The following is an 18,476-nucleotide window of genomic DNA, read 5'->3' on the forward strand; positions in this document are numbered from 1 at the left end:
CTATGGACAGGGGGCTTGTTGTGGAGGGAATGACATGGATTTACGGACATCGTATCAACAGACGTCGCATCAACTGAGCGGTCACGGCCGACGGAACGTCGGCGTCTTGCAACAGTCGTTCGCCGAAGTCGATCCGAATCAAGCGAGCGACCACTACGGGACGGGCGAGGTCATCGAACGCTTCGAGCAAAAAATGGCGCAAGAACTCGGCATGGAAGACGCGATATTCTTTCCGAGCGGCACGATGGCACAACAGATTGCGTTACGGATTTGGGCGGACGAGACCGGTAATCGAAACGTCGCCTATCATCCGCTCTGTCACTTAGAGATTCATGAACAGGACGGGTTGAAGGAGTTACATCACCTTGAGCCAATCTTAATCGGAGATAACAAGCGGTTGATGACGCTCAAGGAAGTACAGGCGTTGCCGGACGTCGCCTGCCTGTTGATCGAGTTGCCACAACGGGAACTCGGGGGCTACTTGCCACCATTCGATGAACTTGAGGCGATCAGTCACTTGTGTCGGGAGCGGGGGATTCGTCTGCATCTCGATGGAGCACGCTTGCTCGAGACGCTCCCCTATTATGAGAAGACCGCGGAAGAAATATGCGCGCTGTTCGACAGCGTCTACGTCTCGTTCTACAAAGGCATCGGCGGCATCGCCGGCGCCATCTTGGCCGGACCGAAACCGTTCTGTACCGAGGCGAGAGTGTGGAAACGGCGGTATGGCGGGGATTTGATTGGATTGTATCCGTACATCATCCCGGCCGACTATTACTATGAATTGCGGAAAGACAAGATGGGCACGTACTATGAACAAGCCAAAGCGCTCGCGCATCGGTTCAACGCGCTCGATGGGGTATGGACGACACCGAACGTCCCGGTGACGAATATGTTCCACCTTCATGTTAAAGGAGAAGTGGATGAGGTCGCGGCCCGGATTCGTGCCGTTCAAGATGCGACTGGAATCGGTATCACTGGCTATCTCGTACCGCAGGATGGCTATTGTTCGACCGAGATCAGTATCGGGGATGCGTACGGAGAGATTGAGTCTAACCAACTTATACGCTTGTTCACGTTATTAGAAGACCCGGCGGAACTTCGGTGAGTATTGAGAGTATCGTTAATTCGTGTCGCCACTTTTCAGATTTACGAAAAAGCACCGCGCCTCATTCGAGGCGCGGTGCTTGCTGTTATCTGGAGACGATGGCGTCGAGACGGTCGAGCTGTGAGGTGAAACCTTCGACGGCTCCCATGTCGACGACTTGTCGGAGCGACTCGGCGTCCGTGAATTCGGAGCGGCTAATGAACAGCGTGCCGTTCGGAATATCGATGAACTCATTGGTAATTGTCATGACGGGAAGCTCGGGATTGACGTGGCCGTCCGCGTCCGAGAATGCGTCCGTATAGACGATTTTCCGATGCGGGTCGATCTCGAGGAACGTCGATTTGCCCCATGACTCCATGCCGTAATAATCACCTTGACCTTTATCGACACACGTCATGCAATAATGCCACGTGCCCCCAGGTTCGAACTCGAACGTGCGAATCTCTGTCTTCCATCCAGTTGGTCCCCACCAGGTTTCGAGGTGGGCCGGTGTCGAGAAAGCCTCGAACACGAGCTCACGCGGTGCGTTGAAACTTCGTTCGACAACTAACGTGTTGCCTTCGACTTGAGATTTCACTTTTTCCATTGGAAAGCCCCCATTCTCGAGAAAGAAAATGCATATGTCTAATCAATGTAGTCTCTATTCCCGATTCATGGACCTCTTCAACCTTTTCCGTCAAATATCAAATCGAGCACGGTCTCGCCGATCGGCCGCTCCTTGCCTTCGTACGGGAAGGAATGGATATGGATGGCCGGATTGAAGTTCAGCTCGATGATGCCATAGTCATCTTCACGCTCGAGCGACGGAATCATCATATCGACCCCGCAAATCGTCGCGCCGATGGCTCGGGCGGACTCGACCGCAATTCGTTTGTAGGAATCGGCAATCCGGTCTGTATAGTCGATACTGTCCCCGCCCGTGCTGATGTTCGAGTTCTCACGCAAGAAGACGAGCTCACCATCGGCGAGGACACTGTCCGGTGTCTTGTCTTGTGGACGGAGGAACGCCACGACGATGTCATCGATGTCGATTTTCTCGAGCGGTGTCTTATAGCCTTTGCCACGGAGCGGGTCTTCATTCTTCTTGTCGACGAGCTCACGGATCGTCGACACGCCGTCCCCGGTCACGTTCGCCGGGACGCGGTGCAAAATGCCCGCGACCTCGTCACCGATAACGAGAAAACGATACTCTTTCCCGGGCAGGAACGTCTCGAGCAGGACGACGTCGTCGAACGAACGGGCATGACGGAACGCCCCGCGCGCCTCCTCGAACGTCGTGCCGTCTTTGAAGATGTGGATGCCGATTCCGAAGTTTGTCGATTTCGGTTTCAAAACGATCGGCTCGTCCGCAAATGTAGACCAGGCTTCCTGTAAATCAGCTTCAGTGCGCAGCTCGACCCCGCCCGGCACGCGGATGCCATGTTCGGCGAGCACGTGTTTTGTCACTGTCTTGTTCTCCATCATGAGTACCGACACGTAATTGTCTTTCGACGTCTTCGTCGCCTGTTTGACATATTCGGTCTGGTTACCGTGGCGGATGCGGAGAAATTGGTCGTCGCGGTCGATCACGTCGACGGCATAGCCGCGTTTCAGCGCCGCCTTTATCAAAATCTGCGTCGATAGCTCCATGTCCGTGTAGCCGTGCACCCGGAACCGGTTGGCGTACGCATCTTGATAGAATAGTTCCGCTTGCTGGAGCGACCAGGCCGTGTAGCCTTCGGTTGTCATGATATTCGTCAATTGAGCCGCATACGTCGACTCGACATGGTTAACCCGCTTCCGGACAGAGGGGAAGACGTCATCGAATCCGAGAGTGTACCGTTCATTGAACGCTTCGACTTCGTCGAGCAAATCGCGTGCGTACGTCTGAAGCGGCACCGCCTCGCCGTCCCGATGCAGCAAGAGCGTAGGGGATAGCCCTTCTTTCGCCACGCGTTGCTGGTTGTGGAACGCCTCGGCCTGCCAGTCCGCGAACCGTGTCTCGTCTTTCAACGTCAAGTAGAGCAGGAAGACGTGCAGGAACTTCAAATCGGACAGGGCGATCCCGGTCTTCTCGAACGGGTTGAGGTCGATGTTGCGAATCTCGATGTAATCGATGCCGTTCGTCTCGAGTCGTTCCAAGTCATTGCCGCCCTGTGACGTCTTCAGTCGAATCGGAGAGTAGAGCTCGTTCGGGTTGGCGATATCGCCTTGGGCGATGAAGCGGCGCACGCTCGCGGTGTAGTCTGAGAGAGTTGAATAGTCCGGATAGAGCGGCTCGACGTTCGTATAGCCGCAATCGCTATTCCGGTATGACAACGCCGTCGTATTCGAATACACGTCCTCGCTGAGCGCCTGCATCTGACTGACGCAACGTTCTTCATAGCTCGTATGGACAGCTGGTGTCCCGCCTAACAGATAGACGACGAGCCAACGTGTCCGTAAATAGTTGCGGACGAGTTTTAAATACAAATTGTTCTTGAAGCCTTCGTAGTGCTCGGATGATCCTTCATAGAGCGCCTCAATCAGCTCGTCTGCGAACGAGAAGTTGAAATGGATGCCTGAGATGAGCTGTTTTTTCGCCCCGTATTTTTGGAGCAGGTGCTCCCGATAGCGTCCGGCCTCGATCCCAGAGCTGCCAAAGTCGGCGAGCGGGATGACGCCGCCGTCCGGAAGCGCGCACGGCATCGACTGTGGCCAGAGCCGTTCATCGCCGATGTTCAGTGCCGTGACATCGTACAGCGTCTGTAAGAAGTTGTGCGCGGCTTCGACGGTCGGAAACGTAGGGGTAATCAGTTCAATCTGACTTTCTGAGAAGTCGGTCGTGATATACGGGTGCGTCGCTTTGTCACCGAGTGCTGTCGGATGTTTCGTGACGGCGAGCGTCCCTTCAGGGGTCACGCGGAGCATCTCACGCTCGATGGCGAACCGGCCACGCAACAACTGGTTAGTAAGGTCATTAAATCGCTTCTGCAAGGGAAGTCACTTCCTTTTTCATTAGTCGGACATAGAGGACGGAGACGAGCCCTTTGATGATGCTTGAGATGGCGATGCTCCACCAAATGGCATCGAGACCGAGATAGGGTTCGAGGGCAAGCGCGAGCGGGATGCGGGCAACGGTGAAGACGATGGAGATCGTTGCCGGGATTTTTGGCAGGCCGAGTCCCGAGAAGTAGCCGTTCCCAATCATCTCGAATGAGGCGAAGATGAGCGAAATCCCGATGATACGTAAATAGCTCGCGCCGATGTCAATCGTTGTCGGGTCATCGACGAATAGCCCGATCAGGACGTCCGGAACGAACAGAAAGACGAGGGTGATCAGCCCGGTATACAGGATACCGAGACGCGTCGTCACCCGGTAGCCTTCATGGACCCGGTCCACTTTGCGGGCGCCGAGATTTTGCCCCGTATAACTCGCGATGGCCCCGTTCAGTCCGCCGATCATCATATAGGCGATCGATTCGATTTGTAATCCGATACGCTGGGCTGCGATTGCCTCTGTCCCGTACGAACCAATCATCCGGGCGAGGAAGATGCTGATGACGGTGAACAAGACACGTTGCGTCGCCATCGGGAAGCCAAGGCGAAGAATCTCTGTATAGTCCGTGCGATTTGGTTCGACCGTCTCCTCCCAATCGAACAAGAGGCGGGCTCGGTGCCAGAAGAAGCCGAACATGACAACGTTCGCGACGAGCGTCGCGAGACCGGCACCGACGACCCCGAGTCCGAGTGGATAGATGAAGAGCGGCGACAGGATCATATTGAGAGTGACCCCGGTCGCGTTGATGCGCATTGCTGTCGTCGTATTGCCGTAAGCGCTAAACAGACGGGCATAGAATAGGTTGGCAAACGAGAAGACGAGCATCGGGGCACTGACGAGCAAGTAACTGTACGCCAATCGTTCGACAGGTGGGGCGTCCATGTTCAAAAATCCGATGAGCGTCTGGCCGAACCCGGCGAGGAGGACGGCAAATAACAGGCCGAGGCCGAGGTTCATCCGCCTCCCGGCCCGGATGTAGCGCTGAATCAACGCCTGATCTCGTCGTCCGACGGCTTGCGACACTTTGATGCCGGCGCCGACGACGATAAGGGATTGAATCGCCTGACCGAGCATGATATAAAAGCTGGCCGCGCCGATGCTGGCGACGGCGTCGCTACCGAGCGCACCGACCCAGAACATATCGACGAGACTATACGTGAACTGTAAAAGCGAACTGCCGACGAGCGGGAGGGCGAGCGCCACGATGACGCGTTGAACCTGACCGGTCGTCAAATCGATGGTTTTCACTATGAAAGACCCCTTCAATACATTTAGTATATAATCGTTTAGTTATATATAAGCACGACGTGACTGAATTCGCAATCGTAGGGAACGACTCGACGAAAAATCGACACAAAAAAAGGAATTCGATGTGAATTCCTTAATGGGTATAGGCGCGGATCCAAGTCGTCATATAAACGAGTGTCGAGATGATCAGTGTCGAGGCGAGTGCGTAAATCGGATAAGCGGGGAGCGCGTTCTCGAACAGCGGATAAAACATGAATGACGCCATGAGGAGCGGCACAGTAATCCCGAACGAGACGTAGGCGGCTTTCGTCGCTTTCGCCGTGATGATCTGCTCGCGTTCGTCGACTTCGCTAAATTCTGTCATCCGGACCGACCATTGGCCAAAGCTTAAGTTTTGGTTCGGGCGTGTCTTGAACGAATAGATTGTCCAAATGATAAAGAAGCCGACTAACAGCAAGAGCGGCAATAAGTTAAACTCAATTTCGAATCGGTCGGTCTCGATGACGGTCGACACGTCAGACAAGAACGAGCTGAACAGAAATGCCATCAGGACGTACAAGATGATGCTGGAGATGGATTGGATGACGACGTGTTTCAATTTGTTTCCTCCTCGATTGTGAAAATAGATTCGACCGGTTCCTCGAATACGCGGGCGATTTGCATCGCCAGCATAAGCGACGGCGTGTAGATCCCTTTTTCGAGCGAGATGATCGTCTGTCTCGTCACACCGACTTTGGCCGCCAAGTCACCTTGAGTCAATTGATGCCGGGCCCGCAACTCTTTGACGCGATTGATTAATGGCATGCCGCCACCTCATTTCTTGTTTCTATCTTCAGTGTAAAGTAAACTTTACTTAATGTAAAGCTAACTTTACTTATTTGTGGATGGTACAATATAATCAAAGTTGAAAGGGGAGAAGTCGGATGAAGGCGATTTTTGGACAACATCACGTGTCGGCGATGACAGGGGACGCGTTGAAGAACTTGCGATTCTATACGGAGGTACTCGGGATGCGACTCGTCAAAAAGACGGTCAACCAAGACGATCCATCGATGTATCACTTGTTTTACGCAGATGAATCGGGGACACCGGGGACGGATTTGACGTTCTTCGAGCTGCCTTTTCTCGGGCAAACGTATAAAGGGTCGAGCAGCATCTCGCGGACGGCGCTTCGGGTGCCGGATGGGGCATTGTCGTACTGGCTTGAGCGATTTTTCGAATTCGGTGTACTCCATGATCCGTTAGAGGATGTGCTCGGTCGTCCGACGCTTTACTTCGAGGACGAGGAGGGGCAACGGCTCTGTCTCGTCGAGGGCGGATCAGGGACGCCGCGGAAAAACGGACCGGTGCCGGCAGACGTCGCCGTCTTCGGCCTCGGATTTAGCGAGTGGACGGTACGGCGAATTGAGAAGACGGAGCGGGTGCTGACGGACGTGCTCGGTTATCGCTTCGCGTCTGAGTTCGAACGGAACGGTCAATCGGTTCGTGTGTTCGAGACGGGGGATGGCGGTGTGGCGACAGAGATTCATCTCGTCGACCGTCCCGATTTACCGTCGGAGCGTCCAGGACGAGGCAGTGTCCACCACGTCGCGATTCGCGTCGAGGATGATGACGAGATGGCGCGTTGGGTCGAGCGGCTCGATTCATTCGGCATCAGTCATTCGGGCCTAATCGATCGTTATTATTTTAAATCAATTTATTTCCGCGAACCGAGCGGGATTTTGGTGGAACTCGCGACGGACGGCCCTGGATTTGCGACGGACGAACCAGTCGAGACGCTCGGAGAACGTTTGGCGCTACCACCGTTTCTTGAGCCACAACGAGCCGAGATTGAGGCCAAATTAAAACCGCTATAACAGACAAACCCGACGGACTATTTCAGTCCGTCGGGTTTTGTATGCCTAGCAACATGGCCAGTTCGTTCGTCCGGTTGGCAACGAGGTCGGCAATCGTATAGCGGTCGAGCACGTGCAGGAACGCGAGCATCGCCTCGTTCAAGACGCTCCGCAGGTCGCATGCGGGTGCGATGACACATCGTCCTTCCCCGAAGCATTCGACGAGCTCGAACGGTTCCATCGTCCGGACGACGTCGCCGACGTTGATGTCCTCCATCGGTCGGGCGAGCCGGAAGCCGCCACCACGGCCGCGCACCGATTCGAGATACCCATGCTTGCCAAGCTCATAGACGACTTTCATGACGTGATTCTTTGAAATCTGATATTGGTCCGCCACTTCTTGAATCGTTACGAGACGATGGGAGAACGTGGCGCTATACATGAGTGTTCGGAGTGCGTAATCGCACGTTTGCGTGAGCCGCATGTTGTTTCACCTCTTATCCGTTCATTGTACAAGACATCGTCTGAAAGCGCGATGATGGAAGATGTGAAAAAAGCGTGGCGGATTCAAGGCGGAAATTTGAACTTGTATCTAAACAAGTATTTTATATATTGCTTTTGAAGTGACTTACCTCACATAATGAACATGAACTTTCAAAAAGGGGGAAACAAAATGTTAGATCAACAAACCATGGATATCGTCAAAGCAACCGCACCGGTCTTGAAAGACCATGGTGTCGCCATCACGAGTCACTTCTATAAGCGCATGTTCGAAAACAACCCAGAAGTCCGTCAATTCTTCAACCATACGAACCAAAAACGCGGTCGTCAGCCAGAGGCGCTCGCCAACGCCGTCTATGCGGCAGCCGTCCATATCGATCGTCTCGAAGCGATCCTTCCGGCCATCCAACCGGCACTTCATAAACATAAGAGCTTGAACATCCGGCCAGAACATTATCCGATTGTCGGACAAAACTTACTCGGCGCGATTCAAGACGTGCTCGGTGAAGCAGCGACGCCGGATATCATCGACGCTTGGGCGAAAGCATATGGTGTCATCGCCGACGTCTTCATCTCGCTCGAGAAACAGATGTACGATGATGCACCATGGATCGGTTTCAAACCGTTCACGGTTGCTGAAGTGATTGAAGACACACCGGAAGTGAAACGATTCCACATCAAAGCGAACGACGGCGTCGTCGGGATGGCCATCCCAGGTCAATACATCTCGGTTCAAGCCCGTATTGCTGGGGAAGACATCTTGCACCATCGCCAATATAGCGTCGTCGAGACGACAGAAGACGGCTACTGGATTGCTCCGAAGGCGGAAGGTCTCGTCTCAAACTGGCTCCATGAGCAGACGGTCGGTACGGAGATTCCAGTGAGTGCCCCAGCTGGCGAATTCGTGCTCGAAGCATCGGATCGTCCGCTCACACTCGTCGCTGGCGGGATTGGCATCACACCGCTCTTCAACATGGCGAAAACGGCACTCGGTCAAGGCCGTTCGGTCACGTTGCTCCATGCTGTCCGCAGCACGAACCTCCGTCCGCTCGGTGAAGAGCTCGATGAACTTGTGAACGCTGGTCTCCAGCTCATCACACACGTCGATGACGTATCAGGTTGCATGAGTGCGACACAACTCGAAGCACTTGATGTCGAGGGACACGACGTCTACACGTGCGGTCCGACCGCGATGATGGAGACGGTCGTCCAAACGATTCCACAAGCCCGTTACGAGTTCTTCGGTCCATCAGCCGTACTCGCTAGAGCATAAGAAAGGACGACTGCGAAAACAGTCGTCGTATCACCGCAGACCGGTTATCGGTTTGCGGTTTTTATAGTTGCTCAGCGTGGATCACGTTTTTGTCGCGGTCGAGCGTTTCGATTGTCCAGTCGCCAAGTAGCGTCTTCTCTAGAGTAATCAAGTAAGTCCTGATATATCCTTCGTCTCGAGGATCGTTGACCATGTAGGTTTTACTCCAATCGGAATTCTGTAACCGCAAGTACACGACGTCTTCGGGTTGATTGTTCAACCGAACCCCAAGGTATTCGTCTGTTCCATTGCCAAGATGAGCCCAGTCGAATGGTGTTTCTTCAATTGTGTCACGGGTCGAGCTACTAAACTCACCGTTCGTTTTCATGATGCCTAGACCGAGAATCGTGTCGTCTGCGTTCGTGAATAGCGTGACGGTCGATCCTTCTAATTTATGGTATTCGTAAGCAGACCACCCTTGGGCAGTCATCTGGTCGTTCAATTCTTGTTGTACCTGTTCGGATGCTTGTTTTCGTTGTTCGTCGTTATAAGACCGGATACCGGCCGTGACTGAAATGGCGATGATGATGATCATACCTGTAAGGAATAATGCGAGTCCACGTTTTGACATTTTGCCTCTCCTTGTTCAGTTTTCAGAAATCGATCGAGTCAATGACTTGCTCATTTTGGTCTAACGTTTGAATCGTCCAATCTTCTTGAGGGACGTTATGTAATTTCAAGATATGATATTTAGAAAATGTATCCTCTTCGGGACGATTGAGGACGTGTTCTCCTTGCATACGCTCTCCGATGATGCGGAGAGAAGCCACTTTTTGAGGGTTGTTGTGGAGACGCACCCCCCAATAATAAGTGCCTTCATGTTCAAGCTCGATATAGTCGAACGGAGCTGCATCGACTGTCTCGACAGTTGTGGCACTATACCCGTCACCACTCATTTCGGCGAGTCCAAGCATTGTCTCGTCCTCATTTGTGAACAGTGCGAGGTTTGATTCATCAAATTGATCGTATGTATAGGCGTGAAACCCGTCATCAGCCAAATAGCGATCAAGCTTTCGATTCTCTAAAAATGTAGGTCCGTTTTGTATCAAGGCGATAAGTGCGATACAAGCTAGCAACACTCCGATAATTTTTCGTTTGAACATTTGTCTCTTCCTTTCTATAGCAACAGCCCATGCCTCAATCCTGAGCGCATGGGCTGTTTGATTAGTACGTCAAGCTCGCGGCGACGATGATGCCGACGACGAGTGAGGCGGAGAAAAGGCTGATCCCGATGGCGAGGTTGCCGTTCTCGACTTCTTTCTCTAAGTTCACGCCTGGTGTCAGGACGTATTCAAATGTCCAGAAGGCGAGCACTTGGGCAAGAATCCCGACGAGTCCCCAGATGAAGGCGTCGAGCAGGTTGACGCTGTTCGCCCACACCGTGTAGATGACGATGGCGAGTCCGATTGCTTTCCCCCAAAGTTTCAAGGCGACGGCGACGTTACCTTCTTTAATCAATTTACGTTCCGAATACTTCGTCGTAAGGGCGAAGACGACGAGTCCGGCTAAAATCAGGCCAAACCCTGTGCCGAGGTGAGCGAGGAAGCTCAAGATGGAATCGAGCGTGATGAACGTCATAAGTTATTCTCCTTTGTTGTGCCGATGGCTAAGTAGTAAGACTGGTTATTCGTAATCATGCTGCCGGCGCGGACGCCGAGGGCGGACGGATGGCCGTTCAAGCAAAAACAGCCGACCATGTAGTGCGTCTCGAACGGACCGTTGACCGTGTTCGTCAGACGGGTCGGCAGCTCGATGAACTGTTGATACACCGCCGTCTCGTCCGCGTACGTCTGGAGTGTCTCTTTATGAAACGGGACGCCGGCTTGGTCGTAGAGGATGACCGAGTCGCCTTCCCGGCCGAAGGCGGGCTTTTGCACGTACGCGCTCTGGCCGATAAACGGATCAGGCTCGAGATACGTCGGTAAAAAATATGTCTCGATGATGGAACGTTCCGCTTCGTCGAAATATGTATCGGCCTCATACAGTTCCCAAATGAGCGCTTGGACGCCTTTGGACTGCATGAGAAACGCCGAGAGCGGATTGAGTACCGAGACGTGTTTGGCTGCGTTCAGTTCGAGCAGGCGGATGCCAATCAAATCACCATTGGGTGCCCGGTCGTCGACCAGATGCTCGATCGGGTACGTCTGACGATATAACACGTCGACTTTTTCCCCGGACGGTGTGAAGACGCCGTCCGCATTGACGAGCAATCGGTCGAGCGGGACGAATTCGGACGGTAAATCGAGCGTCTCTTGAAGGAAGCGCGTCGTCCATTTGTCCTCGATGTTGTCGTCATGGGCCGTGAAGACGATTTTCGGTGTCCCATCCCGGTCGAGTCGTTGCCACGCTGCGATGACGGCTTTTCGAAGTTCGGCCTTGAGCTCTTCGGTCGACGCCGCGTTCGGGTCGTCGAGCCCGAATTCTGTCGTCACATAGCCGTTCACGTCGAACAGTTCTTTGATGAACGTCGGTGTATCGGCATTGAATTCCATCAACTTGAGGGTGCCGTCTTTGACGATCCAGTCATAGCGACCGATAATCGTCTCTTGCGGCAGCGCCTTGTCGCGCAGGAACGGTAGGCTCGCCTCAGGATAACCGAGCAAGCGGAGTGTATCGTCCGGGAGGGTGCGCAATAGGCGGTTCGTCTTACGGAAAATCGCATCGACGTCACGCGTCGCTTTCCGAATCTGCCCCACCGCGTCCGTAGACATGGTAAGACAGTCGTAAAGAGCGTACTCCTCGTCGTTCAAGTCAGACCAAAAGAAAGGGATTTGGCCAAACAGTGCGTCTCGCTTCATCCCCCAAAGCCGCCTTTTGAACCGCTACCGAGTCCCGAGTTGGAGCCTGAGTTTGATTTGTTCGGGGTGATGTTGCTGGCGCCACCGTTCGAGCGGTAATTTTTATATGCCGAGGAGTTCTTCAATGCACTCTTTGAATTGAATAGGCTACCGAGTAAGAAGAAGCTCCCGAAGTGAGGGGAGCGATCATCGTCACAGTAATATGACTCCGTCTCATCATCCCAGTCCCAATCGTCGCATTCATAGCCGGTCGGTTCTTCCGGTAACGTCGCTTGTTCTGTTTCGTCGGTGCCGCAAGCCGCTAACGATGCGGTCAAGACAGCAGCCGACAGACCGCTCAAGATTTTTTTGCTTGTCTTCATGTTGATTCCTCCAATGTATAACCTGTAGGGGTGACGTAAATGACATAGACGCCACGATCTTCGTCCGTCTCGGCCGAGTCGCGCTCATATTCTTTGCCGGCGACGTACAAATACTGACTGCCGATCATGGCGAGTGCGTCGAGATGCCGATCGACGTAATACGCCTCGAGCATCGGGTTGTCGAACCGGTCGTCGAGCGTCCGGATCTCGACTTTAATGTCGGTCGTCTCGTGCTTGTCGACGGGGCCTTCCGTGTAGCGGTCGACGTAAATCAAGAAGTATTGTTCGCCTTCGAGCGCCGATGAGCGCTGTTTGTAGGTCATGCCGTCCTTGACGAAAAATTCGCATTCGCGGCGGGCGAGTACTTCATCGAGGCCGAGCGATGTATAATGGTAGAGTGGCTCGAACGAAAGTTCATTTTTATAGAGTCGATATTCCAAAACGATTGAGTTCATGACGTCGTCCTTTCTTTTTTCTTTCTATACGGAACCGAATGTAAGGTGGTTTCGTAAATCAAGTAAGTTGTCTCTAGTATATAGGAAAAGGAGGGGTTTTTCTGTGCATATCTTTTTTCGTGTCTGGCGCGGGTTATCGAAATTATCGTTTTTGAACGTCGTCCTGGCATCGCTCGTCATCATCTTGACCGGTACCGTCCTCGGATTTGTGCTTGAACCGGAGACGTTCCCGTCGATGTTCGACTCATTCTGGTGGACGATGACGACGCTCACGACCGTCGGATATGGTGACTTTTTCCCGACATCGGTCGCGGGACGTTGGCTCGGGATTTTCTTGTTCCTGTTCGGGATCGGGATTATCGGGGCGTTGATTGGAAAACTCGTTGAAGTCGGTGCGACGTTTCAACGGTTAAAACGGGAGGGGAAGTTAGTGTATCGAGGAGAAGGGCATTACGTCTACATCGGCTGGTCGCCGAAGACGAAAAAAGCGATTGATGAAGTGCTCATCTATGAGCCAAAGGCTGAGATCGTCTTAATCGATCAGTTGAAGGAAGAAACGTACGACCACGACAACGTCCACTTCGTCCATGGTGACGCGTCGGACGAGGCCGTACTCTTGCAGGCCAATATTTTAAAGGCGCGCCGGGTCGCCATCTTCGCGGATGCCCGCATCACGGAGACACTCCTCGCCGACGGGAAATCGTTGCTCATCGCGTCAGCGGTCGAAGCGCTCTCGTCTGAACGCGGCGTCGATTTGCATACGGTCGTTGAGGTGTGCGAGGAACGGAACATCTCGAAATTCAAACACGTCCGAATCGACGACTTTATTCTCGCGAACGACTCGGTGTCACTCCTCATGGCGAAAGCGACGCTGCAGCCGGGGACGACATCGATTTTCCGTCAGCTGCTTAGTAAACAGTCAGGCGGCAACATCCAGGCGCTCGCGCCGAAACCAGAATGGACGACCATTCGGGATGCAGCGGAAAGCTTGTTGCACCAAGGCGTCACGTTAATCGCCGTCAACGACCGTCTCGATTACGCGACGGTGCTCGATACACCGCTTCAAGCGAACGATATGTTGTACGTCGTCTGTCACGATGACTCGTGGGAGCGACTGAACCAAGGAGGAATTTGATGTATAACGGAACGTTTATCCGTAAGATGACACGCATGCAGAACGTGCAACGATGGGACGAGTATGCACCGCATTATCATGACAATGCGGCAAGCCACAGTTTCCGCGTCGCTGTCTTCAGCTTAATCGCGGCATACTACGAAGAGAACAAAGGACGGGACGTCAACTTGCTCGACGTGCTCGGCAAGGCGCTGTTCCATGATATGAATGAAGTGCAGACCGGTCCAATCATGCACCGGACGAAAAAAGAACCGACGCTCAAAGAACATATCGAACGGATGGAGCGGACGGCGAGTCTCGGACTCGTCGAGTTGTTGTCGCAGTCGCTCCGGCCGCATTTTTATCGTTTCCTCGTCGAGGCGGAGGACGACTCATTCGAAGGACGGCTCGTCGATGGAATCGATTCGTTCGACGCGATGCTGTTCGTCCGCCGGGAAGTCGGACATGGCTCGCCTCATTTCGTCGCGAAGCTTGAAGAGATGAAAGCAGCCCTGCGCGATCATCCGCTCGAATCGGTCCGCTGGCTCTATGAACAAGTCGAGGCCGAGACCGACGTGGCGACGTTCATCGAGAACGTCATGCGGATGGACAGTGTAAGACGGTGGAAAGGCCGTTTCAATACGATCGACGATAACGACGCCATCCATGGATTCCGGGCGGCCGCGCTCGGGCTGTTCAGCGGCTTGTTGGAACGCGAGAAATATGACGTCGACGTCGATGTCGCCGAATTGACGGCCCGCCTTCTCTGTCACGACCTCGTCGAAGGGGTGACCGGTGACGTGCTCGGCCCGGTGAAACATTCGACCGCGGAGACCGGTGCGGCGTTCGAGGCGTACGAACGGACCGAGAGCGAGGCGCTCTTGTCGCTCCTCCCGGACTATATGCAGCCGGCGTTCCGCCGCTATATGGCCGATTCGAAAGATGATACGTATGAAGGCATGCTCGTCGATATGATGGACAAACTCGACGCGCTCATCAAGATGAACATGGAGCGGAAGATGAACGGGGCTGAGTACGAGGTCACGTATCGGGAGCAACTTCGTAAAGTGCAGATGCGCTACGAGAACCCGAGCATGTTGTTCTTTTTAGCTTACATCTTGCACGATTTAGATTACGTCACTAGTTAACAAGGTCGCAGACGAACTGTCTGCGGCTTTTTTATATCATTTATTGACATATATCATTAAAAGATATATATTGAGAGTAAGATATATCAATGAATGATATAGGAGGTGGCGGGATGCCACGTAACGACACAATCGAGCTCGGAGAATTGACCGACAGCATGCTCTATATCCTGCTCGCCTTGACCGAGGCGCGTCACGGCTATTTGATTATGCAGTTCGTCGAGGAGTTGACGAACGGACGAATCAAAATCGGACCGGCGTCGATGTACACCATCATCAAGAAGCTCGTGAACGCGCAACTGATTGAGCCGATTGACGGGGACGGCAAGCAGAAACGCTATGTGATCAAGGCGCAAGGCCGTGCCCTCGTGGCGGAAGACTTGAAACGACGGCAAGCGATCGTTGACGATGCACGCTTCATTTTAGACGGGGAGGGACACCGATGAAACGGAAATATATGTCGAGTTGGGGATTGGCGTTCGCCGAAGAGCGGGAAATGAAAAAGCTAGGGGAGATGGCAGCTCGTGGCTGGCATTTAGAGAAGTTCGCTCCACTCGGCTATACGCTCGTCGAAGGGGAACCGATGGACGTGCGCTATAGTCTCGATTATCGCAAACAACCGGACGAGGATTACTTTGAGCTGTTCGCCGCGAGCGGATGGGAACATGTCACGTCGACCGGCGATGAGATTCATGTGTTCAAAGGCAGTCCGGACGCGACGCCTCTGTATACGGATCGCCAGACGACCCAAGAGAAATATGGGCAAGTCGAGCGTGCGATGGGGCGGTGTGCGCTCATCTGCTTGCTGTTATCACTTGGATTTGTGTTCATGCTCCAATTGGATTGGCCGCAGACGGCGGAAGCCATCATTTTGGTGTTACAGACGCTTGTCGTCATCGGGCTCGTCTTCACAGGACTCCCGTATCTCGGTTTCCTCGTGAAGCGAAAACGTTTGGAACGGAATGAATGACTAGGCGGATGGCACAAGCCATCCGTTTTGTTTTGGTCGACTGAACTATTCAAGAAAAAAATAGTTAGGCGCAGAGAACTGTTTTATGGAAATCCTCTATTCAACCAAAATAGAATCGGGCATGATAATTAATGAAAGCGCTTGCATTCATTTTGAAGAGGAGGAACGGGCATGGGTAAAAGACGGAAAGGGTTAGCGATGACGGCTGGTGTCACCGCGATTGCACTGCTCGCCGGGCAACCGGTCGCACAGGCGGCGACGCCGCAAAACGGTACGATGATGCAGTACTTTGAATGGTACGTCCCGAACGACGGGCTGCATTGGAACCGACTATCGAACGACTCGCAGCACTTGAAAGACATCGGGGTGACGACGGTGTGGATTCCGCCGGCGTACAAAGGCACGTCACAAAACGATGTCGGGTATGGGGCGTACGATTTATACGATCTCGGCGAATTCAACCAAAAAGGGACGACCCGGACGAAGTACGGGACGAAAGCGCAGCTCCAGACCGCCATCTCGAACTTGCGCGGTAAAGGGATCGGTGTGTACGGCGACGTCGTCATGAATCACAAGGGCGGGGCCGATTATACCGAATCCGTTCAGGCGATCGAGGTCAATCCGTCGAACCGGAACCAAGAAACGTCCGGTGAGTATGGCATCTCGGCCTGGACCGGGTTCAACTTCGCGGGGCGCAACAATACATACTCGCCGTTCAAATGGCGCTGGTACCATTTTGACGGTACCGATTGGGATCAGTCACGCAGCTTGAGCCGCATCTATAAGTTCAAGAGCACGGGCAAGGCGTGGGACACGGACGTGTCGAACGAGAACGGCAACTATGATTATCTTATGTATGCCGACGTCGATTTCGAGCATCCCGAGGTCCGCCAAGAGATGAAGAACTGGGGCAAATGGTACGCCGACTCGCTCGGGCTCGACGGTTTCCGGTTGGATGCGGTCAAACATATCAGCCACTCGTACTTGAAGGAGTGGGTGACGAGCGTACGCCAGACGACCGGGAAAGAGATGTTCACGGTCGCCGAGTATTGGAAGAACGATCTCGGTGCCATCAACGACTATCTGTATAAGACGGGCTACACGCACTCCGTCTTCGATGTGCCGCTCCATTACAACTTCCAAGCGGCCGGTAACGGCGGCGGGTATTACGATATGCGCAACATCTTGAAAGGCACCGTCACCGAACAGCATCCGTCGCTGTCCGTGACGATTGTCGATAACCACGACTCACAGCCGGGCCAGTCGCTCGAGTCGACGGTCGCCAACTGGTTCAAACCGCTTGCCTACGCGACGATCATGACGCGCGGTCAGGGTTATCCGGCCCTCTTCTATGGAGACTATTACGGCACGAAAGGGACGACGAACCGCGAAATCCCGAACATGTCGGGCACGCTCCAACCGATTTTGAAGGCACGAAAAGACTTCGCCTACGGGACGCAGCATGACTACCTCGATCATCAGGACGTCATCGGCTGGACACGTGAAGGTGTGACCGACCGTGCCAAATCGGGTCTCGCGACGATTCTATCGGACGGTCCGGGCGGCTCGAAGTGGATGTACGTCGGCAAACAGAACGCCGGCGAGGTATGGAAAGACATGACGAACAACAACGCCCGTCTCGTCACGATCAATGCTGACGGCTGGGGTCAGTTCTTCGTCAACGGAGGCTCGGTCTCGATTTATACGCAACAATAACGAAAACACCCGATCGAAGTGAGGTGATCCTCTCTTCGATCGGGTGTTGTTTGAATTTAGCGTTTCCAGACCCACTCGTCACTCTCGTATTTGGCGACGAGTTCCTGAATCTCATGTTGTTGTGCCTCGGTGAACGTCAGCGGTTCGAACGTCAAATCGAACGCGTCGCGGAACCCGTCCGTGAAAGCTGCGGCGACCTCGTCGAACGCGACCTTCCGGCCGAGCGTCTCGTTCAACGAGACGGCCTTGTCGCCGAAACGTGCCTTCGCCTCGGCCTTTTCATCGGCCTCGAGGTTGAAACAGTCGAACAGGACGTCATCATCAATCGACAATGGGATTGACCCGTGCTGAAGGACTGCGCCTTGATGGCGGACTTGGGCGCTCCCGGCAATCTTTTTTCCGTCGACAGCGAGCTCATAGTACGAGGCGGCGTCGAAACAGACGGCCGACTTCGGTTTTCGGAGCGCCTCGCGATCGGCCTCGGTCAAGGGGACCGAGAATTCGGCCGGAACGCCGAGCGCATGATAGCCGCGCCGCACCCCTTCGGTCAGGAGGCGATAGCTCTCGATGACGTTCGTCGGCAAGGACGGCATCGTCTCAGGCAGAATGACGCTATACGTCAATTCGTCCGCATGGAGGACGGCCCGTCCCCCGGTCAAGCGGCGGACGACGGGAATGCCGTTCGCGTTAAGCGCCTCGCGATCAAGATCACGCGTCGCCCGTTGAAAGCGTCCGACGCTGATGGCGTGCGGTGCCCAGGCGTAAAAACGGAGTGTCGGTTTCATGTCGCCGCGTGCGACCCAGCCGGCGATGGCTTCATCGATTGCCATGTTCTCGGCCGGGGACAGCGGGGCGGTGTGGAGCAAATGCCATGTCGTTCCAGTCATATC

The 18,476-nt window shown here is 53.9% G+C and carries 21 protein-coding genes; 8 read left to right on the top strand and 13 right to left on the bottom strand.

Going from position 1 to position 18,476, the window contains the following annotated elements:
• The first annotated feature begins 34 nt into the window (after positions 1-34).
• Entirely contained in the window at positions 35-1,108 is a 1,074-nt protein-coding gene (locus ACZ2GZ_RS01795; RefSeq protein WP_470295428.1) for a threonine aldolase family protein, read from the top strand.
• A gap of 85 nt (positions 1,109-1,193) precedes the next feature.
• Here ACZ2GZ_RS01795 and ACZ2GZ_RS01800 read toward each other — a convergent pair whose 3' ends face one another.
• From ACZ2GZ_RS01800 to ACZ2GZ_RS01820, 5 genes are all read right to left on the bottom strand, one after another.
• The gene (locus tag ACZ2GZ_RS01800; protein ID WP_029594605.1) at positions 1,194-1,694 is read right to left on the bottom strand and encodes an SRPBCC family protein; all 501 of its coding nucleotides are present in this window, start codon (positions 1,692-1,694) and stop codon (positions 1,194-1,196) included.
• A 77-nt stretch (positions 1,695-1,771) separates the two neighbouring features.
• Positions 1,772-4,063 (bottom strand): bifunctional glutamate--cysteine ligase GshA/glutathione synthetase GshB, encoded by a 2,292-nt coding sequence (gshAB, locus tag ACZ2GZ_RS01805; protein WP_470295429.1) that lies wholly within the window; start codon positions 4,061-4,063, stop codon positions 1,772-1,774.
• Positions 4,047-5,375, bottom strand: a complete 1,329-nt coding sequence (locus ACZ2GZ_RS01810; RefSeq protein ID WP_029594607.1) for an MATE family efflux transporter — start codon at positions 5,373-5,375, stop codon at positions 4,047-4,049. The genes gshAB and ACZ2GZ_RS01810 overlap by 17 nt, the downstream gene beginning before the upstream one ends.
• A 133-nt stretch (positions 5,376-5,508) precedes the next feature.
• Positions 5,509-5,973, bottom strand: a complete 465-nt coding sequence (locus ACZ2GZ_RS01815; RefSeq protein ID WP_021066033.1) for a hypothetical protein — start codon at positions 5,971-5,973, stop codon at positions 5,509-5,511.
• Positions 5,970-6,179 (bottom strand): helix-turn-helix transcriptional regulator, encoded by a 210-nt coding sequence (locus ACZ2GZ_RS01820; protein WP_029594608.1) that lies wholly within the window; start codon positions 6,177-6,179, stop codon positions 5,970-5,972. The genes ACZ2GZ_RS01815 and ACZ2GZ_RS01820 overlap by 4 nt, the downstream gene beginning before the upstream one ends.
• Before the next feature lie 119 nt (positions 6,180-6,298).
• On the opposite strand from ACZ2GZ_RS01820, the gene ACZ2GZ_RS01825 reads away from it, so the two are divergent.
• Positions 6,299-7,231 carry a ring-cleaving dioxygenase gene (locus ACZ2GZ_RS01825; RefSeq protein WP_029594609.1) on the top strand — a complete coding sequence of 311 codons (933 nt, stop codon included), beginning with the start codon at positions 6,299-6,301 and terminating at the stop codon, positions 7,229-7,231.
• A gap of 22 nt (positions 7,232-7,253) precedes the next feature.
• Here the strand turns inward: ACZ2GZ_RS01825 and ACZ2GZ_RS01830 are convergent, their stop codons facing one another.
• Positions 7,254-7,694, bottom strand: coding sequence for an RrF2 family transcriptional regulator (locus ACZ2GZ_RS01830; RefSeq protein WP_021066036.1), 441 nt, complete (start codon positions 7,692-7,694; stop codon positions 7,254-7,256).
• A 189-nt stretch (positions 7,695-7,883) separates the two neighbouring features.
• On the opposite strand from ACZ2GZ_RS01830, the gene ACZ2GZ_RS01835 reads away from it, so the two are divergent.
• A complete protein-coding gene (locus ACZ2GZ_RS01835) occupies positions 7,884-8,984 on the top strand; it encodes a globin domain-containing protein (protein WP_021066037.1) in 1,101 nt (366 codons plus the stop codon).
• 61 nt (positions 8,985-9,045) lie between these two features.
• Here the strand turns inward: ACZ2GZ_RS01835 and ACZ2GZ_RS01840 are convergent, their stop codons facing one another.
• The 6 genes from ACZ2GZ_RS01840 to ACZ2GZ_RS01865 form a co-directional block, all read right to left on the bottom strand.
• Entirely contained in the window at positions 9,046-9,594 is a 549-nt protein-coding gene (locus tag ACZ2GZ_RS01840; RefSeq protein ID WP_029594610.1) for a hypothetical protein, read from the bottom strand.
• A gap of 22 nt (positions 9,595-9,616) precedes the next feature.
• Positions 9,617-10,126, bottom strand: a complete 510-nt coding sequence (locus tag ACZ2GZ_RS01845; RefSeq protein ID WP_029594611.1) for a hypothetical protein — start codon at positions 10,124-10,126, stop codon at positions 9,617-9,619.
• Between the two features lie 61 nt (positions 10,127-10,187).
• Positions 10,188-10,601, bottom strand: a complete 414-nt coding sequence (locus ACZ2GZ_RS01850) for a DUF350 domain-containing protein (RefSeq protein WP_021066039.1) — start codon at positions 10,599-10,601, stop codon at positions 10,188-10,190.
• Positions 10,598-11,821, bottom strand: coding sequence for a glutathionylspermidine synthase family protein (locus ACZ2GZ_RS01855; RefSeq protein ID WP_029594613.1), 1,224 nt, complete (start codon positions 11,819-11,821; stop codon positions 10,598-10,600). Before ACZ2GZ_RS01855 ends, ACZ2GZ_RS01850 begins: the two co-directional genes overlap by 4 nt.
• A complete protein-coding gene (locus ACZ2GZ_RS01860; RefSeq protein ID WP_029594614.1) occupies positions 11,818-12,183 on the bottom strand; it encodes a hypothetical protein in 366 nt (121 codons plus the stop codon). Before ACZ2GZ_RS01860 ends, ACZ2GZ_RS01855 begins: the two co-directional genes overlap by 4 nt.
• Positions 12,180-12,638, bottom strand: a complete 459-nt coding sequence (locus ACZ2GZ_RS01865) for a hypothetical protein (protein ID WP_029594615.1) — start codon at positions 12,636-12,638, stop codon at positions 12,180-12,182. Before ACZ2GZ_RS01865 ends, ACZ2GZ_RS01860 begins: the two co-directional genes overlap by 4 nt.
• A 103-nt stretch (positions 12,639-12,741) precedes the next feature.
• Between ACZ2GZ_RS01865 and ACZ2GZ_RS01870 the strand changes: the two genes are divergently transcribed.
• The 5 genes from ACZ2GZ_RS01870 (at position 12,742) to amyS (ending at position 17,586) form a co-directional block, all read left to right on the top strand.
• Positions 12,742-13,773, top strand: a complete 1,032-nt coding sequence (locus tag ACZ2GZ_RS01870) for an ion channel (protein WP_029594617.1) — start codon at positions 12,742-12,744, stop codon at positions 13,771-13,773.
• Positions 13,773-14,900 (top strand): YfbR-like 5'-deoxynucleotidase, encoded by a 1,128-nt coding sequence (locus ACZ2GZ_RS01875; protein ID WP_029594618.1) that lies wholly within the window; start codon positions 13,773-13,775, stop codon positions 14,898-14,900. Before ACZ2GZ_RS01870 ends, ACZ2GZ_RS01875 begins: the two co-directional genes overlap by 1 nt.
• Positions 14,901-15,013: 113 nt before the next feature.
• Entirely contained in the window at positions 15,014-15,346 is a 333-nt protein-coding gene (locus ACZ2GZ_RS01880; RefSeq protein ID WP_029594619.1) for a PadR family transcriptional regulator, read from the top strand.
• Positions 15,343-15,870 (top strand): DUF2812 domain-containing protein, encoded by a 528-nt coding sequence (locus ACZ2GZ_RS01885; RefSeq protein WP_029594620.1) that lies wholly within the window; start codon positions 15,343-15,345, stop codon positions 15,868-15,870. The genes ACZ2GZ_RS01880 and ACZ2GZ_RS01885 overlap by 4 nt, the downstream gene beginning before the upstream one ends.
• 198 nt (positions 15,871-16,068) lie before the next feature.
• Complete coding sequence (gene amyS, locus ACZ2GZ_RS01890; RefSeq protein ID WP_236355757.1) at positions 16,069-17,586, top strand: alpha-amylase; 1,518 nt, start codon at positions 16,069-16,071, stop codon at positions 17,584-17,586.
• A 56-nt stretch (positions 17,587-17,642) separates the two neighbouring features.
• Here the strand turns inward: amyS and ACZ2GZ_RS01895 are convergent, their stop codons facing one another.
• A complete protein-coding gene (locus ACZ2GZ_RS01895) occupies positions 17,643-18,473 on the bottom strand; it encodes a lipoate--protein ligase family protein (RefSeq protein ID WP_029594622.1) in 831 nt (276 codons plus the stop codon).
• Positions 18,474-18,476: the final 3 nt, after the last annotated feature.

Source organism: Exiguobacterium sp. KKT215, assembly GCF_055635335.1.

Bases quoted from the DNA above. Each gene is read 5' to 3' on its own strand.
- ACZ2GZ_RS01830 (WP_021066036.1), bottom strand. From the start codon at position 7,694: ATGCGGCTCACGCAAACGTGCGATTACGCACTCCGAACACTCATGTAT.
- ACZ2GZ_RS01855 (WP_029594613.1), bottom strand. From the start codon at position 11,821: ATGAAGCGAGACGCACTGTTTGGCCAAATCCCTTTCTTTTGGTCTGAC.
- ACZ2GZ_RS01835 (WP_021066037.1), top strand. From the start codon at position 7,884: ATGTTAGATCAACAAACCATGGATATCGTCAAAGCAACCGCACCGGTC.
- ACZ2GZ_RS01800 (WP_029594605.1), bottom strand. From the start codon at position 1,694: ATGGAAAAAGTGAAATCTCAAGTCGAAGGCAACACGTTAGTTGTCGAA.
- ACZ2GZ_RS01845 (WP_029594611.1), bottom strand. From the start codon at position 10,126: ATGTTCAAACGAAAAATTATCGGAGTGTTGCTAGCTTGTATCGCACTT.
- ACZ2GZ_RS01875 (WP_029594618.1), top strand. From the start codon at position 13,773: ATGTATAACGGAACGTTTATCCGTAAGATGACACGCATGCAGAACGTG.
- amyS (WP_236355757.1), top strand. From the start codon at position 16,069: ATGACGGCTGGTGTCACCGCGATTGCACTGCTCGCCGGGCAACCGGTC.
- ACZ2GZ_RS01895 (WP_029594622.1), bottom strand. From the start codon at position 18,473: ATGACTGGAACGACATGGCATTTGCTCCACACCGCCCCGCTGTCCCCG.
- ACZ2GZ_RS01840 (WP_029594610.1), bottom strand. From the start codon at position 9,594: ATGTCAAAACGTGGACTCGCATTATTCCTTACAGGTATGATCATCATC.
- ACZ2GZ_RS01795 (WP_470295428.1), top strand. From the start codon at position 35: ATGGATTTACGGACATCGTATCAACAGACGTCGCATCAACTGAGCGGT.
- ACZ2GZ_RS01860 (WP_029594614.1), bottom strand. From the start codon at position 12,183: ATGAAGACAAGCAAAAAAATCTTGAGCGGTCTGTCGGCTGCTGTCTTG.
- ACZ2GZ_RS01865 (WP_029594615.1), bottom strand. From the start codon at position 12,638: ATGAACTCAATCGTTTTGGAATATCGACTCTATAAAAATGAACTTTCG.
- ACZ2GZ_RS01850 (WP_021066039.1), bottom strand. From the start codon at position 10,601: ATGACGTTCATCACGCTCGATTCCATCTTGAGCTTCCTCGCTCACCTC.
- ACZ2GZ_RS01820 (WP_029594608.1), bottom strand. From the start codon at position 6,179: ATGCCATTAATCAATCGCGTCAAAGAGTTGCGGGCCCGGCATCAATTG.
- ACZ2GZ_RS01825 (WP_029594609.1), top strand. From the start codon at position 6,299: ATGAAGGCGATTTTTGGACAACATCACGTGTCGGCGATGACAGGGGAC.
- ACZ2GZ_RS01885 (WP_029594620.1), top strand. From the start codon at position 15,343: ATGAAACGGAAATATATGTCGAGTTGGGGATTGGCGTTCGCCGAAGAG.
- ACZ2GZ_RS01880 (WP_029594619.1), top strand. From the start codon at position 15,014: ATGCCACGTAACGACACAATCGAGCTCGGAGAATTGACCGACAGCATG.